The sequence below is a fragment of the Amycolatopsis acidiphila genome (assembly GCF_021391495.1).
GTDB classification, from domain to species: Bacteria; Actinomycetota; Actinomycetes; order Mycobacteriales; family Pseudonocardiaceae; genus Amycolatopsis_E; species Amycolatopsis_E acidiphila.
This window is the reverse complement of sequence record NZ_CP090063.1, coordinates 957,131-971,619: the sequence shown is the minus strand read 5'-3', so window position 1 is coordinate 971,619 and position 14,489 is coordinate 957,131. Positions and strand designations below refer to the sequence as shown.

Annotated in this window: 15 protein-coding genes; 6 read left to right on the top strand and 9 right to left on the bottom strand. The window is 71.7% G+C overall.

Features of this window, described 5'->3' with window-relative positions; genetic code table 11:
* Positions 1-185: 185 nt before the first annotated feature.
* From LWP59_RS04825 to LWP59_RS04810, 4 genes are all read right to left on the bottom strand, one after another.
* Positions 186-977, bottom strand: a complete 792-nt coding sequence (locus LWP59_RS04825; RefSeq protein WP_373299842.1) for a TIGR02569 family protein — start codon at positions 975-977, stop codon at positions 186-188.
* 60 nt (positions 978-1,037) lie between these two features.
* Positions 1,038-2,216, bottom strand: coding sequence for an adenylyltransferase/sulfurtransferase MoeZ (gene moeZ, locus LWP59_RS04820; RefSeq protein ID WP_144644693.1), 1,179 nt, complete (start codon positions 2,214-2,216; stop codon positions 1,038-1,040).
* Between the two features lie 83 nt (positions 2,217-2,299).
* Positions 2,300-3,412 (bottom strand): DUF3152 domain-containing protein, encoded by a 1,113-nt coding sequence (locus tag LWP59_RS04815; RefSeq protein WP_144644690.1) that lies wholly within the window; start codon positions 3,410-3,412, stop codon positions 2,300-2,302.
* Positions 3,413-3,492: 80 nt separating this feature from the next.
* Entirely contained in the window at positions 3,493-4,497 is a 1,005-nt protein-coding gene (locus tag LWP59_RS04810) for an alpha/beta fold hydrolase (protein WP_144644687.1), read from the bottom strand.
* A gap of 86 nt (positions 4,498-4,583) precedes the next feature.
* On the opposite strand from LWP59_RS04810, the gene LWP59_RS04805 reads away from it, so the two are divergent.
* The gene (locus tag LWP59_RS04805; RefSeq protein ID WP_144644684.1) at positions 4,584-5,216 is read left to right on the top strand and encodes a TetR/AcrR family transcriptional regulator; all 633 of its coding nucleotides are present in this window, start codon (positions 4,584-4,586) and stop codon (positions 5,214-5,216) included.
* A gap of 77 nt (positions 5,217-5,293) precedes the next feature.
* Here the strand turns inward: LWP59_RS04805 and LWP59_RS04800 are convergent, their stop codons facing one another.
* On the bottom strand, positions 5,294-6,208 hold the full coding sequence (locus LWP59_RS04800) for an alpha/beta fold hydrolase (RefSeq protein WP_144644681.1): 915 nt from the start codon (positions 6,206-6,208) through the stop codon (positions 5,294-5,296).
* Entirely contained in the window at positions 6,205-7,107 is a 903-nt protein-coding gene (locus LWP59_RS04795) for an AurF N-oxygenase family protein (protein WP_144644678.1), read from the bottom strand. Before LWP59_RS04795 ends, LWP59_RS04800 begins: the two co-directional genes overlap by 4 nt.
* 50 nt (positions 7,108-7,157) lie before the next feature.
* On the opposite strand from LWP59_RS04795, the gene LWP59_RS04790 reads away from it, so the two are divergent.
* Together LWP59_RS04790 and LWP59_RS04785 are read left to right on the top strand one after the other, a co-directional pair.
* Positions 7,158-7,925 (top strand): TetR/AcrR family transcriptional regulator, encoded by a 768-nt coding sequence (locus LWP59_RS04790; RefSeq protein WP_144644675.1) that lies wholly within the window; start codon positions 7,158-7,160, stop codon positions 7,923-7,925.
* Positions 7,915-8,229 (top strand): DUF4873 domain-containing protein, encoded by a 315-nt coding sequence (locus tag LWP59_RS04785; protein WP_144644672.1) that lies wholly within the window; start codon positions 7,915-7,917, stop codon positions 8,227-8,229. The genes LWP59_RS04790 and LWP59_RS04785 overlap by 11 nt, the downstream gene beginning before the upstream one ends.
* Positions 8,230-8,279: 50 nt before the next feature.
* Here LWP59_RS04785 and LWP59_RS04780 read toward each other — a convergent pair whose 3' ends face one another.
* Complete coding sequence (locus tag LWP59_RS04780; protein ID WP_144644670.1) at positions 8,280-8,510, bottom strand: DUF3107 domain-containing protein; 231 nt, start codon at positions 8,508-8,510, stop codon at positions 8,280-8,282.
* A gap of 89 nt (positions 8,511-8,599) precedes the next feature.
* Positions 8,600-9,247, bottom strand: coding sequence for a ferritin-like fold-containing protein (locus LWP59_RS04775; protein ID WP_144644667.1), 648 nt, complete (start codon positions 9,245-9,247; stop codon positions 8,600-8,602).
* Between the two features lie 475 nt (positions 9,248-9,722).
* On the opposite strand from LWP59_RS04775, the gene LWP59_RS04770 reads away from it, so the two are divergent.
* Complete coding sequence (locus LWP59_RS04770) at positions 9,723-11,282, top strand: DEAD/DEAH box helicase (protein ID WP_373299841.1); 1,560 nt, start codon at positions 9,723-9,725, stop codon at positions 11,280-11,282.
* Between the two features lie 426 nt (positions 11,283-11,708).
* On the opposite strand, the gene LWP59_RS40280 is transcribed toward LWP59_RS04770, so the two are convergent.
* The gene (locus tag LWP59_RS40280; RefSeq protein ID WP_191334858.1) at positions 11,709-12,095 is read right to left on the bottom strand and encodes a hypothetical protein; all 387 of its coding nucleotides are present in this window, start codon (positions 12,093-12,095) and stop codon (positions 11,709-11,711) included.
* 91 nt (positions 12,096-12,186) lie between these two features.
* Here LWP59_RS40280 and LWP59_RS04760 point away from each other — a divergent pair, with 91 nt between their 5' ends.
* Positions 12,187-13,497 (top strand): Rv3212 family protein, encoded by a 1,311-nt coding sequence (locus tag LWP59_RS04760; protein WP_186383488.1) that lies wholly within the window; start codon positions 12,187-12,189, stop codon positions 13,495-13,497.
* Positions 13,494-14,342 (top strand): alpha/beta fold hydrolase, encoded by an 849-nt coding sequence (locus LWP59_RS04755; RefSeq protein WP_144643412.1) that lies wholly within the window; start codon positions 13,494-13,496, stop codon positions 14,340-14,342. Before LWP59_RS04760 ends, LWP59_RS04755 begins: the two co-directional genes overlap by 4 nt.
* Positions 14,343-14,489 lie beyond the last annotated feature (147 nt).

Genomic DNA, 14,489 nt, shown 5'->3' with positions numbered 1-14,489 from the left:
TGCAGCGCGCAGTACGGGCAATGGGTGGCCGTTCCGACCTCCTGGTCCACCGTCAGCGTCACTCGCACCTCCTCCGTCGACGACTTCCGACGGTAAGGAGGGCGTGTTACCTGGAAATGCCCGAATGTTTCGGGCATTTGACATTGCTCGGGAACCGGGCGTGGCAGGCGGTGAGAAGCCGCTGCTCAGAGCAGTTCGCTGACCGACGCGGCGGCGGCGCGCAGGCCGTCGAGTGCGGAAACGGTGGCACGCGGGTTGAGGGAGTTGCCCGCGAGCCGGAACAACACGGCCCGCAGGAGCAGCTGCGACCACTCGGGCAGGTGCGACCACCGTCTCAGGAACTCCAGGTCGGCGCCGCCCCAGGCGACGGCGTCCACCGCGGCTACGGCGGCGCCCCATTCGGCGGGGCGGTAGTAGGGCTCGAAGTCCAAGATCCCGGGCGGGGACGAGCCGTCGAACAACACGGCTCCGAAGAGGTCGCCGGGGACGACCTGGTCCGGCAGCCGCACGGGTCTTCGCGCCACGGCGAGCACCTCGAACCAGCGCCCGCCCTTGCGCTCCTCGACCGGCACGTCGACCTCGCCCCAGGCGATCCGGTCGGCGAGCGCGTCGGGGCCCTGGCGGCGGCCGAGGAAGTCCGGCCGCGGAAACCGCGCGGTGGCCTGGGCGAGCTTCAGCGCGGCCAGCATGGTCTCGTCGTGCCGGTGCTCGGGCCGACCGGGCAGGAACCGGCCCGCGGCCCAGCCGCCGATGATCCAGCGGCCGTCGGTGGCCCGCACGGGCCGCGCGATCCGCAGGTCCGGCACCACGAGCCGGCCCAGGACGTTCGCCAGCCACACGGCGCGTGCCTTGTCCGTCACCGGTTTCAGCACCAGCTCGGCGCAGCGCCAGGCCGAGCTGCCGGGGAGCTTCTCCGGCTCGCCCTGCGCGCCGAACGCGTTCAGCACGCGCTGAGGCACAGGGGAACCGGACACCAGCCCGAGGCTACCCACGAAAAGGGGCTCCGGAACGCACCGAAGCCCCTTTCGCGGAAACGATCAGTAGGTCGGCAGGCTCTGGTCGATCTGCTTGGCCCAGGCCAGCACGCCGCCACCGAGGTGCGTGGCGTCCTTGAAGCCCGCGCGGTGCAGTGCCGCCAGCGCCTCCGCCGAGCGCGCGCCGGACTTGCAGTGCAGCACGATCGGCTTGTCCTGCGGCAGCTCCGCCAGCGCCTCGCCCGAGAGGATCCGGTCCTTCGGGATCAGCTTCGCGCCCTTGATGTTCACGATCTCGTACTCGTGCGGCTCGCGGACGTCGATCAGCGCGAAGTTCTCGCCCGCGTCGAACTTGGCCTTCAGCTCCGCCGGGGTGATCGTGTGGTCGGCGGCGGCCTCAGCGGCGTCCTGGCTGACGACCCCGCAGAACGCGTCGTAGTCGATCAGCTCGGTGATCTTCGGGGTCTCCGGGTCCTTGCGGATCTTGACCTCGCGGTACTTCATCTCCAGCGCGTCGTAGCTGATCAGCCGGCCGAGCAGCGGCTCGCCGATCCCGGTGATGAGCTTGATCGCCTCGGTCACCATGATCGAGCCGATGGACGCGCACAGCACGCCCAGCACACCGCCCTCGGCGCAGGAGGGCACCATGCCCGGCGGCGGCGCCTCCGGGTAGAGGTCGCGGTAGTTGAGGCCCCTGCCGTCGGGCGCGTTCTCCCAGAACACGCTCACCTGGCCCTCGAACCGGAAGATCGAGCCCCAGACGTAGGGCTTGTCCAGCAGCACCGCGGCGTCGTTGACCAGGTACCGGGTGGCGAAGTTGTCCGTGCCGTCCAGGATCAGGTCGTAGCCGGAGAAGACGTCCAGCGCGTTCTCGTTGGTCAGCTGCTCGGTGTGCAGGATGACGTCGACGAACGGGTTGATCTCCGCGATCGACTCCTTGGCCGAGACCGCCTTCGGCTTGCCGACGTCGGACTGGCCGTGGATGACCTGGCGCTGCAGGTTCGACTCGTCCACGACGTCGAAGTCGATCACGCCGAGCGTGCCGACCCCGGCCGCGGCCAGGTACAGCAACGCCGGGCTGCCGAGTCCGCCGGCGCCGATGACCAGCACCTTGGCGTTCTTGAGCCGCTTCTGCCCGTCCATCCCGACATCCGGGATGATCAGGTGCCGGCTGTACCGGGCCACCTCTTCCTTGGTGAGCTCGGCGGCCGGCTCGACGAGCGGCGGCAGCGTGCCTGACATCGGTCCTCCATCTCGCGCGAAATCGCGTGTCCTGTCCCAGTATCCACAACGCGGACGAGACGCAAGGTCTTCCCAGCAGGTGGTCAGCCCGTGGGCGCGGAGTCGCCGAGGTCGAGCACCGGCCACGCATTGGGCCTGCAGACCTTGCCGTCCGAGGGCACGGCCTTGGAGTTGTAGATGTCCACCTGGTTGAGCTGGGCGACGTAGTCGTTGCTCACGCCGAAGGTCTGCTGCATCATCACCGGCGCCAGCGCGCCGTTCGCCTGGCAGCCGACGTGGCTCTTGCCGAGGGCGTGACCGACCTCATGGTTGACCGCGTACTGCCGGTAGGTGCCCATGTCCGCGCCGAACGCCAGCGCCCCGCGCACCCAGCGCGACAGGTTGATGATCACGCTGCGCTGGAACCCGCGGATGTAGCAGGACGTCGGGTACGGGATGCCGAACCCGCACAGGTCCGCCCGCGTCGCGGTGTCCGGGGTGGTCAGCCGGACCCGGAAGTCGGGGTTCGGGAAGCTCGCGTCCACCCGCTGCAGGCTCACCTTGCCGGTGCCGACCCAGCTGCGGGTGTCCGACAGGGTCGCCTCGACCGTCCTGGCGAACGAGTCGTCGCCGGCGTAGCTCGACGGGTCGATCCCGTCCTCGACCTCGACGGTGTAGTGGTACAGCCGTCCGGTCGTCCCGGCGCGCTTGCCGCTGGTGCCGTCGGCGGCCAGCGGCACCACGTGCCAGCTCATCCGGCCGCTCTGGGTGAACGCGCCGCCGTCGGGCAGCGGGGCCGTCGGGACGTTCAGGTTCGCCGGGAGCGCGGGCTTCTCGCTGAGGTCGCTGCCCGTGCCGGAACTGCTGTCGGTGCCGATCGACGCCGAGCCCCCGGCGGGCTCCGCGGGCCCGCGAGCGGTGTTGAACACCACGAGCGCCGTGATGACCACCAGGATCGGCAGCGCGTACACGCGCCAGCCGTAGGCCTTGGTGATCCGCCGGACCGGATTGCGCTCCCGGCGGGCCTGGCGGGCCTGCGCCGCGGTCTGCTCCAGCTGTCCGGGCGCCGGGCGCCACGACGCACTGAGCGGTTCACCGGCGGTGCGCCGGCGGCCCGGCTGGTAGCGGTCGCCGAGATCGTCACGCGAGCGGCGGGGAGAAGGGGGCTCCGGAGAGCGCTGCCCCTCGCTCTGCGCGCCGTTCGTCACCCGGTTCACGCGCTCAGCGTGCCACACCTCCCCGCTGCTGCGCACAGCGACCGCCCTGGTACGGGCCGGATTTTTGTCACCCGGATGGCCTACCAGGCGTTCCCTTCCTGACGCTCCCACATGCCCAATACGGCCTTCGCGACGGCGACCGGGCGCTCCATCTGCGCGACGTGCCCGGTGCGCGGCAGCACGAGCAGCCGGGCCCGCTGCAGCGCGTTCGCCGTGCGGGCCGCGCGGCGCACCGAGATCACCTTGTCCTGCGTGCCCCACACCACGAGCGCGGGCACCGACACCAGCGGCGCGACCGACCACAGCGACGCGGGCCCGCGGGCGAACCAGGTCCGGAAGATGCCCAGGGTGCTCGCCGACATCGCCGCGTTGGCCCATTTGAGCCCTGCCCGCGCGGTGTGCTCCTCGGCCAGCTCGTCGAGCCGGTGCTCGGGAAACGCGGCCGGGTCGGCGAAGCACAGCTTGATCACCTGTGCCGCCCGCTCCCGCGGGCTCAGCCCGGCCAGCCGGCGGCGCACCCCGCGCCCGATCAGCGGGAGGTAGGCCAGCGCCATCAACGGGTCCGACAGGCGGCGCGGATCGGGCCGGCGGTCGGGCATCGCGGGTGAGATCAGGGTGAGGGTGCGCACCAGGTCCGGCCGGCGGGCCGCGACCAGCAGCGCGACCGCACCGCCCATCGAGTTGCCCAGCAGGTGCACCGGCCCGGCGCCCAGCCCCTCGACGAACTTCACCAGCTCCTCGGCGTGCTCGTCGAGGCTGAACCTGAACCCGCGCACCGGTTCGGAGAAGCCGAACCCGGGCAGGTCGACCGAGATCCCGGCGGCGAACGGCGACAGCAGTGCGCCGAGGTCCGTCCAGTTGGTCGAGGAGCCGCCGAGGCCGTGCACGTACACGGCGGTCGCCTCGTCGGAGCCGGGCGTACGGCGCACGTGCAGCGTCACGCCGCCCGAGGTCTCGACGGCGCCGGGCCACGGCGGCTGGTGCGGGTCGAGGTCGGGCAGCGGGGTGTTCGAGAGCGGCACGTGGGTGACCGGCGGACGTCTGCCGGACGGGGCGTCCGCGGTGCGGGGAACTGTGTCGGTCATCGATCCAGCATGCAACTGGAGGCCCGGCCTTGGCGACTCGTGGGTACCGGCGAGTAATCTCGAACGGGTTGAACCGGGAGGGAAGCATGACGGAAATGGCGCCCGCACAGCAGCGGGGAGTGCGGCTGCCGCGCACCGAGCGGCGGGCGCAGCTGCTCGCCGCCGCGCAGCGCGTCTTCTCCGCGAACGGCTACCACGCGGCGGCTATGGACGAGATCGCCGAGCAGGCCGGGGTGTCCAAGCCCGTGCTGTACCAGCACTTCCCGGGCAAGCTCGACCTGTACATCGCGCTGCTGGAGAGCCACGTCGACGAGCTCGTCGGGCGGGTCGAGCAGGCGCTGGGTTCGACCACGGACAACAAGCTGCGCGTGCAGGCCGCGGTCGGCGCGTTCTTCGGCTTCGTGAGCAACGACGCCGGGGCGTTCCGGATGGTGTTCGAGTCGGACCTGCGTGGCGAGCCCGCGGTGCAGGAGGCGGTGGACAGGGCCACCTCGGCCAGCGTCGACGCGATCACGGAGACGATCACCGCGGACGCCGGCCTGGACGAGGCCAAGGCACGGCTGCTCGCGGTCGGGCTCGTCGGGTTGAGCCAGGTGAGCGCACGGTTCTGGCTGACCCACCACAGCACGATGAGCCAGGAGGAGGCCGTCGCCCTCACCGCGACGCTCGCCTGGCGCGGCATCGGTGCCGGCTTCCCCCTGCAGCAGCCGGGGAAGTAGCCGGCCGGCCGCCAGCAGCGCCGTTCGTAGCCCGCGCCGGGGAACAGCCGCACACCCGGCAGCTCCGCGTCATCCGGTCAAACCCTGCCTGGCGCTCCGGCCGCCGCCAGCAACGCCCGCAGCCGCGCCGCCACGCCCTGGCGCCGCTCGTAGGTCAGCTCGTGCCCCGCGCCCGGGAACAGCACGAACTCCGCCCCCGGCAGCTCCTGCGCGATCACCCGGGCGTGGTGCACGGGCGTGATGCGGTCCCGGTCGCCGACGAGGATCACACCCGGCTTACCCGCCAGCGTCGCGAGCGCCACCCGCCGGTCGTGCTGTGAGATCGAGTCCCGGAAGCCGCCGACGCTGCGCGGATGCGCTCGCAGGAACTGCTCCGTCATGGCCCGCACGTCCGCCCGGCGGACCTTCTTCCCGAACGCCAGCCACTTCGTCGCCGGCCGCGCCAGCACGGCCGGGACCGGCACGGATTCCTTGCCGTAGCGGGAAAGCATTCGCGCGAGGCGGTTGTCGGCCCGGATCGCGGCCCGGCCCGCGGCGCCCCGCAGCCCGAGCGTCAGCCGGTCCATGTTCGAACACGACGTCGCGATGAACGCGACCCCCGCGACCCGCTCCCGCACCAGGTCCGGATGCCGGTCGGCCAGCTCCATGAGCGTCATCCCGCCCAGCGAGTGCCCGGCGAGCACGATCCGCCCCTGCGGCACGCGGTCGGCGATGACCTCGGCGAGGTCGTCGGCGAGCTGCGCGATGGTGGCCGTGCCCGGCTTGGCCGGGTCCGACACGCCGTGCCCCCGGTGGTCGTGGCGGACCACCCGCACGTCCGGCGGCAGCAACGGCAGGATCGGGTCCCACTCGGTGTGGTCCTGGGTCCACGCGTGCACCAGGACCAGCGTGAGCGGAGCGTCCTCGGGCCCGCGGGTGTCCACGAACAGCCCGGTGCCGTCGCTGGTCACGAAGCGGCGCCCGGTCCCCCTGCGACCGATCGTCGCGGTCATTTCGCGACCAGGAACGACTTGCGCCACAGGTGCATACCCGGGGCGCCGACCAGCCCGGCCTCGCCCAGGAAGGCCATGATGCGCTCGCCCGACCAGCGGATCGTCTCCTGGTAGTGCGGGTTGCCCATCGCGGTCTCCCAGGCCTCTTTCGGCCGCAGACCGACGGCCTTGTAGACGCGCGGGTTGATCAGGCTGCGGCTGATCGCGAAGCTCACGCTCGCGATCAGCCACCGCTGGTACGGCAGCTCCGCCTTGGACAGCTTCGCCATCCCGCGGGTGACCTCTTCACGCGCGAACGTGACGTGCCGCGCCTCCTCCAGCACGTGGATCCGGTTGACCATGCGCACCAGCGGCTGGACGCGCTCGTCGGCCATGCTCTCGCGCTGGATGCGGTCGAGGATCTCCTCGGCGACCAGGATCGAGCCGTAGAGCGCCGGGCCGTAGCCGATGAACGGCAGCAGCTTGCCCAGCCGGTGCACGAGCTTGACCGGCCCGTACGGCGGCGCGCCGATGCGTTCGACCGAGCGCGCGAACATCGTCGAGTGACGGCATTCCTCGGCGATCTCGGTCAGCGCGTACTGCACGTGCCGGGTCGTCGGGTCGGCGCTGTAGACCTCCTTGAGCAGCATCTGCATCAGCAGCACCTCGAAGAAGATGCCGTTGCTGGCGACGCTCGCGAGCTCGTGCTTGCCCAGCTCGAGCCGCTGCTCGGGGGTCAGCCGGTCCCACAGGTGCGTGCCGTAGAGCGAGCACCGGTGCTCGAGCTGGTACGGCGCGCCCTCGGCGAGCGGCGCGTCCCAGTCGATGTCGACCTCGGGGTCGTAGAACTTGTTGGCCGAAGATTTCAGCAGCCGCTCCGCGGTTTTCTCGCGCCCCGACTCCTTGAGCGTCCGCGTCATCGCGCCCTCCCAGGTTCATGTAACTTGAGGTAACAGTTACCTTTGGTAGCATGGGTCCTGTGACGGAGCATGTCAAGCGCGGCGGCAAGGCACCCAAGGCAGGCGAACCGGCGACGGGGGACGCCCGGCGGGACCGGTGGCGCAAGCACAGGGTGGCCCGGCGGGCGGAGTTCGTCGAAGCCGCACTGAAGGCGCTCGACGAGCACGGGCCCGAGCTCGCGATGGAGGACGTCGCGGTGGCCGCCGGGGTCACAAAACCGGTGCTGTACCGGCATTTCGAGGACAAGGCGGACCTGTACGTGGCGCTCGGGCAGCGCGGCACGGAGCTGTTGTTCTCCCGGCTGGTCCCGGCGATCAACGCCGAGCTGGCGCCGGTGCCGCGGATCCGGATGGCGCTGGACGCGTTCTTCGGCGTCATCGAGGAACACCCGAACCTGTACCGCCTGCTGGCCCGCGGCTCGTTCACCGAGAAGGCGGCGGACTCGGACGTCGTCGCCGAGGACAAGGAGCTCATCGCGACGGCTTTGACCGCGTTGCTGGGCGACTACATGCGGATGTTCGGCATGGACTCCGGCGCGGCCGAGCCGTGGGCGTACGGGATCGTCGGCATGGTCCAGAACACCGGGGAATGGTGGCTCGACCGGCGGTCGATGAGCCGGGACAGCGTCGTGGAGTACCTGACGCAGATCATCTGGGCGGCGATCGACGGCCTGGCGCGGCAGAACGGCGTCACGATCGACCCCGACCTGCCCCTGGAGGAGAACAAGGTCGTGCAGCTCGCGGCGGTTACCAACAAGGAGGACTCGGATGTCGGCTGACGACGAAGACGGCTACACCGGCCCCGCGACGCTCGTCGTCGACGGGTCGGAGTTCGAGGTCCAGCTCGAGCTGCGGGGGCACTTCCAGCCCATCGACGGCTACTACCGCTGGTACGGGCGCATCGCCCGGCACGAGGCCCTGCACGACCTGCTCGACGGCCGCAGGAAGCAGGCCGAGATCCGCACCCCGGACGGCACCGCCCGCGGCGAGCTGTCGGACCCGGACCCGTGGGGCCGGTACCGGGTGCTGGGCACCAGCACGCCGCCGTTCGCGGTGCCTGCGACGCTCACCGCCGCGGAATAGCACGAGGGACGCCCGCCGGTGGCGGGCGTCCCTCGTGGCAGGACCGAAAACTACGCGCCGACGGCGAACCCGACCTTGCGCACGTCGGTCGGGGCGATCTCGACATAGGCGATGCGGTCGGACGGGATGAGGAACTTGCGCCCCTTCTCGTCGGTGAGGCGGAACACCCCGTCGGCGGCCTTCAGCGCGTCGGCGACCAGCGACTCGACCTCTTCGGCAGACTGGCCACTGGACACCACCAGCTCGCGCGGCGTGTCCTTGATGCCGATCTTGACCTCCACTTGTGACCTCCGCCTGTCTGTTCGTCACGTACCGGTGCTCAAGGCTAATCCCGCCGCGCGCAGCGCGTCCGTCGAGGGTGGCGGCGGGCCTAGCTGAGCCCCAGCTTCTGCATCCGCTTGGTGTGCCCCTGTTGCAACCGCCGGAACAGCGCCGCGATTCCCGAGAGATCACCCGAACCGGACACGATCAGCTCGGCCAGCCCGTCCCGCTCGGCCACCACGTACTGCGCCTGCGTGAGCGCCTCCCCCAGCAGCCGCCGCCCCCACAACGCCAGCCGGTCGCGCGTCTTCGGGTCCGCCTCGATCCCCGCGGCCACCTCGCGCTCGGCGAACTCCGAATGCCCGGTGTCCGCGAGCACGGTGGTCACCAGGTCCTTCGTCTCCTCGTCCAGCCAGCTGCCGACCTCGCGGTACAGGTCAGCCGCCAGCCCGTCGCCGACGTACGCCTTGACCAGCGATTCGAGCCACGACCTCGGCGCGGTCGAGGCGTGCCACGCGTCGATGTGGTCGACGAACGGCGTCATCGCGTCCTCGACGGTGAGCCCGTGCTCCGCCAGGTACCGCGACAACAGGTCGTAGTGCCCGATCTCGGCCGCCGCCATGGACGCCAGCGCGGCCCGGCCGGACAGGGTCGGCGCCGTACGGGCGTCCTCGGCCAGCCGGTCGAACGCGGACAGTTCGCCGTACGCGATGACGCCGAGCAGGTCGACGACGCCCTCGCTGATCTCGGAAGTCACAGCCTGAATCTAGCCGCGGTGCGAAGCGTCTCCGTTGAGGGTGGTGGCGGGGAAGCGGCCGGCCCCTGTCGGGTTGCTGGTGGAGACCAATCCCACTGGACACGCCGGGCCGAAATGCCAGGGCCGGGGGGTGTACCGGTACAATGGGTGGTGTATTGACGGAGCTTCCGCTCCGTGACAGTGCGCCCGTCCTCGAGGCACAGTACCTCTGAGCTGGGACGACGCCGCTGTGGGGCGGATATCGAGCCGCGTTCGCTGCGGCTCGTGAACAACAGTGTGCGTGCACGCCTTTTTTGCGGCATTCCCGCGACCAAGATCCCGCGGTCGAGTGCCGAGTTCCGACCAGGCTGTGCGCGCTGGTACGAGAGAGGCGATCACACTGACCGCAAGCACTTCCGACAACCGAACAGAGACCGACCCGGTTGCTCTCGAGCACAGCGAGAGCGGCCTTCCGGCAACCGACCCGTCCCACCCGCTGCAGGCGGGCATCGAGGTCGAGCCGGAGAACCCGACCTTCGCCGAGTTCGAGGTACGCCCGGAGATCGTCCGCGCGCTGGCCGAGGCCGGCATCGAGCGGACCTTCGCCATCCAGGCGCTGACCCTGCCGCTCGCGATGGCGGGCGAGGACCTCATCGGCCAGGCCCGCACCGGCATGGGCAAGACGCTGGGCTTCGGCGTCCCGCTGCTGCAGCGGATCACCACCCCCGGTGACGGCACCCCGCAGGCGCTGGTCGTCGTGCCGACCCGCGAGCTCTGCCTCCAGGTCACCCACGACCTCACCGACGCCGGCAAGCACCTGGGCGTGCGGACGCTCGCCATCTACGGCGGCCGCCCGTACGAGCAGCAGATCGACGCGCTGCGCAAGGGCGTCGACCTGGTGATCGGCACGCCAGGCCGGCTGCTGGACCTCGCCGAACAGCGCCACCTGGTGCTGGGCAAGGTCCAGGCGCTGGTGCTGGACGAGGCCGACGAGATGCTCGACCTGGGCTTCCTGCCCGACATCGAGCGCATCCTGACGATGGTGCCCGACGAGCGGCAGACCATGCTGTTCTCGGCGACCATGCCGGGCCCGATCATCACGCTGGCCCGCACGTTCCTGAACCGGCCGACGCACATCCGCGCCGAGGAGAACGACGCCGGCGCGATCCACGAGCGCACCACGCAGTTCGTCTACCGGGCGCACTCGCTGGACAAGCCCGAGCTGGTCGCCCGCGTGCTGCAGGCCCGTGACCGCGGCCTGACGATGGTCTTCACCCGCACCAAGCGCACCGCGCAGAAGGTGGCCGACGACCTGGCGGAGCGCGGTTTCGCCGCCGCCGCCGTGCACGGCGACCTCGGCCAGGGTGCCCGTGAGCAGGCGCTGCGCGCGTTCCGTTCCGGCAAGATCGATGTGCTGGTGGCCACCGACGTCGCCGCCCGCGGCATCGACGTGGACGACGTCACGCACGTGGTCAACTACCAGACACCCGAGGACGAGAAGACCTACATCCACCGCATCGGCCGCACCGGTCGCGCGGGCAAGACCGGTGTGGCGATCACCCTCGTCGACTGGGACGATATGGCGCGCTGGAAGCTGATCTCCGACACGCTCAACCTGGACATCCCGGAGCCGGCCGAGACGTACTCGACGTCGAAGCACCTGTTCAGCGAGCTCGACATCCCGGAGGACGCGACCGGTCGGCTGCCGCTGGGCAAGCGGACCCGCGCCGGGCTGGGCGCCGAGCCCGAGGAGAAGATGGGCGGCGGGCGCAACAAGCGTCGTTCGGACTCCCCGGCGCCGCGGAACCGCAGTCGTCGGCGCACCCGTGGTGGTGCCGGTGCGGCGGAGGCCATCGAGAAGGCGGATGCCGCGAAGGCTGCGGAGCCGTCGTCCGACGAGGAGCGTCCGCGCCGTCGTTCACGCACCCGTAGCGGCGAGACCGCGCCGTCGGCCGAGCGTGAGAACGTCGAGAGCGCCGAGCGCCCCGCCCGGCGACGTCGCCGCCGTCGTTCCGGCGCGGCAAACGCAACCGACACACCCGCTTCGGCAGACTGAGCACAAGCGCGCCGAACAACGGGAGAAGTAGCAGGTGAGCGAGCCCGTCGAGGGGACGTCGGAGCACGACGAGGGCCCGGAGCAGCAGCAAGGCCGGCAGCCGGAGGCGAGTGCCTCCGGCTCCGCCGTGTCGGGCGCCGCCCGGTCGGGTGACGCCAACACGGGTGGCGCTTCGGAGGGTGACGCTTCGACGCCCGCTGGCGGCGAGGCTTCGGTCGATGCCCCGGCCGTGCCCGACGACGCGGCGGCGGGTCATGGCCCGGCGGCCGATGGCCCGGCGGATGGCGATCCCCCCGCGGTGGGTCATGGCCCGGCGGCCGATGAAAGCGGCGCGGTTGCTGCTGACGGCCCGGCGGCTGCTGACGCGGCTCAAGCGCAGCGCGCCCCCGAGGGCACTGGCGGCACCACCGCGGGCGAAGGCCCAGCTCAAGCCTCTGCACCTGCCGAAGAGGGCAGTCCCGCACCCGCCGAGGAGGCGGTCCCGGGTACCTCGGCCACCCCGCCGCCACCCGCGTGCGCCACTCCGGCCACTCCCGAACCACCGGACAGCCCCACGCCACCATCGGCGGGCACCACGCCGCCACCCGCAGCCCCGGCCCAAGCCACCCCGCCAGCGGGCAGCCCCGCATCACCACCGGCGGCCACCTCCGACTCGGCGGCCACCTCGGCCACCACCGAGCCGGCGGTCACCACCCCGCCACCCGCAGCCCCGGCACAAACCACCCCGCCACTCACCGCCTCCGCGGTCCCGCCCGAGAGCCGGGCCGAGAGCACCGGGAGCTGGACCTTCCGGGCGGACTCGGGGCGATACACGTACGAACGCGACCCCGAGAACGGCGGCCCCGCACGGCCGCCTGTCCGGGGCGGGCGGCATCGCCGGCCGGCCGACGACTCCGAGACCACCGTGATCATCGGCGTCGAGGACGTGCTCGCGGGCGCCGGGAAGCCTCCGCTGGGGCCGCCTCGCCGGCACACCGTCGTCAAGCGGGACCGCCGGTCGCCGTGGAACCGGCCCCGCGACCGGGTGATCGCGGCGGTCATCGCGGTGATCGCCGTCGCCGCCGGGGTCACCGTCTGGGCGAACAGCGAAAGCCGCGCCACGGTCTCGCAGACCGCCGACCCCGGGCCGGCCCTGCCCGAGGCCGCGACCGCCGTCCCCGCGCAGCTCAGCGAACTCTGGCAGGCCCCCAGCGCGGCCGCCCCGGTGCCGATCGCCGAGGGCAACGCCGCTGTCACCGCCAACGGGGGCGAGCTGGACGGCCGCGACCCGCTCACCGGCCAGGTGCGCTGGCGCTACTCCCGCGACCTCCCGCTGTGCACCGCCGCCGAGGGCTGGGCCCGCGCGGTCGCCCTGTACCGCAATGACGGCGTCAACGGCGAGACCGGCTGCAGCGAGGTCGTCGCCCTCGACCCGGGCACCGGGCACCGCATGGCGCAGCGCACCGGCAGTGCCCCGCTCGGCACCGGCCTGGTCAGCGACGGCGCCTACGTCACCGCGTTCGGCACCACGCTGCTCAACACCTGGCGCGACGACCTGGTCGAGACCGCCGAGTACGGCAAGGTGCCCGCACTCGTCAACCCCGACAAGCAGCCCCGCGTCGGCTGCACCTACGGCTCCATCGCGATGGCGTCCAGCCGCGTCGGCGTCGTCGAGCGCTGCCCGAACGACCCCGGCGACCGGATCACCGTCTTCCGCGCCGCGCCCAAGGAATCCGACAGCCCCCAGGTGTCGTTCAGCGAGATCCTTCCCGGCTACCACGCCCGCATGGTCGCGATGTCCGGCGACTACGTCGCGGTCGCGATGCCCGACCAGAAGCAGCTCGTGCTCTACGGCCCGGACGGCGCCGAGCTGTCGGCGTACCCGCTCGACCTGCCGGCGAGCGACCTCGACCACGACCCGGCGGGCGGCGTCCCGGCGACGTCGTCGACCGCGGCCAACGTCTACTGGTTCACCGGCTCCAAGCTGATGGCCTTCGCGCGGGACACGCTCACTCCGAAGTGGACGCTCAGCTCGGCGCTGGGGCCGGGCGTCCTGTTCGACCACCAGCTCGTGGTGCCCATCCAGGGCGGCCTGGCCGTGCTGAACGAAGAGGACGGCTCGACGATCCGCACGATCGGCGTCGACCGCCACGGCTACACCGGTCCGGTCCGCCTTGCCGCGCTCGGCCCCGTGTTGCTGGAGCAGCGCGGCGCGACGCTGGCCGCGCTCAGATGACCGGCCCGCTCACGGTGCACGACGCGGAGCGCGCCGAGCTGCCCGGGCCGTACGGTCCGATCGCCGCACTGAGCACCAGGGGAGCCGGAAAGGCCACCGCGCTGCTGGTTCCGGGGTACACGGGTTCCAAAGAGGACTTCGCCCCGCTGCTGGACGACATCGCCGCCGACGGGTTCCGCGCGGTCGCGATCGACCTGCCGGGACAGTTCGAGTCCCCCGGCCCGGACGACGAGTCCGCCTACCTGCCCGCCGCGCTCGGCCAGGTCGTCGCCGCGACGGTCGAACACCTCGCGACAGAAGGAAAGCCGGTACTACTGCTCGGGCACTCCTACGGCGGTCTGGTCGCCCGCGCCGCCGTGCTGGCGGGAGCGGGCGTCGCCGGGCTCACCCTGATGGACACCGGCCCGTCCGCGCTCCCCGAGGGGCCGCGGCGCACCGCGCTCAGTCTCGGGGAACCGTTGCTGCGCAAGCAAGGCATCGAAGCCGCGTACGGCGTGCGTGAGCAGATGAACGAGCGGTTCCCGTCGTGGACGGCCCTTCCGGCCGAGCTCAAGGCGTTCTACCGGCACCGGTTCGTCTCGTCCAGCCCAGCCGGGCTGCTCGGCATGGCCGACGGCCTGCGCTACGAACCGGACCTCGTCGAGGCGCTGCGCGCGCGGAACGTGCCGTCCCTGGTCGTCGCGGGCGAGGGCGACGACGCGTGGAGCGTGGCTGCACAGCAGGACATGGCCGCACGGCTGAACGCGCCGTTCGCGCTCGTGCCGCACGCGGCGCACTCCCCCAACATCGAGAACCCGAAGGGCCTGCTGGGCGTCCTGCTGCCCGCCTGGCGCTCCTGGCTCTAGGGAGCGTCCTCAAAGGCTCAATCGCGCTCTCCGCGCCCAGGCGGCCCCTGGACGGCACCGGGAATTCACCCGAGTACAACCCGGTACGAGGGCGAATCCCTGGCACCACCAGGAACCACCTGGATCACGAAGCCCATCGACCAGCCT

Bases quoted from the DNA above. Each gene is read 5' to 3' on its own strand.
- moeZ (WP_144644693.1), bottom strand. From the start codon at position 2,216: ATGTCAGGCACGCTGCCGCCGCTCGTCGAGCCGGCCGCCGAGCTCACC.
- LWP59_RS04810 (WP_144644687.1), bottom strand. From the start codon at position 4,497: ATGACCGACACAGTTCCCCGCACCGCGGACGCCCCGTCCGGCAGACGT.
- LWP59_RS04805 (WP_144644684.1), top strand. From the start codon at position 4,584: ATGACGGAAATGGCGCCCGCACAGCAGCGGGGAGTGCGGCTGCCGCGC.
- LWP59_RS04800 (WP_144644681.1), bottom strand. From the start codon at position 6,208: ATGACCGCGACGATCGGTCGCAGGGGGACCGGGCGCCGCTTCGTGACC.
- LWP59_RS04795 (WP_144644678.1), bottom strand. From the start codon at position 7,107: ATGACGCGGACGCTCAAGGAGTCGGGGCGCGAGAAAACCGCGGAGCGG.
- LWP59_RS04790 (WP_144644675.1), top strand. From the start codon at position 7,158: ATGGGTCCTGTGACGGAGCATGTCAAGCGCGGCGGCAAGGCACCCAAG.
- LWP59_RS04785 (WP_144644672.1), top strand. From the start codon at position 7,915: ATGTCGGCTGACGACGAAGACGGCTACACCGGCCCCGCGACGCTCGTC.
- LWP59_RS04755 (WP_144643412.1), top strand. From the start codon at position 13,494: ATGACCGGCCCGCTCACGGTGCACGACGCGGAGCGCGCCGAGCTGCCC.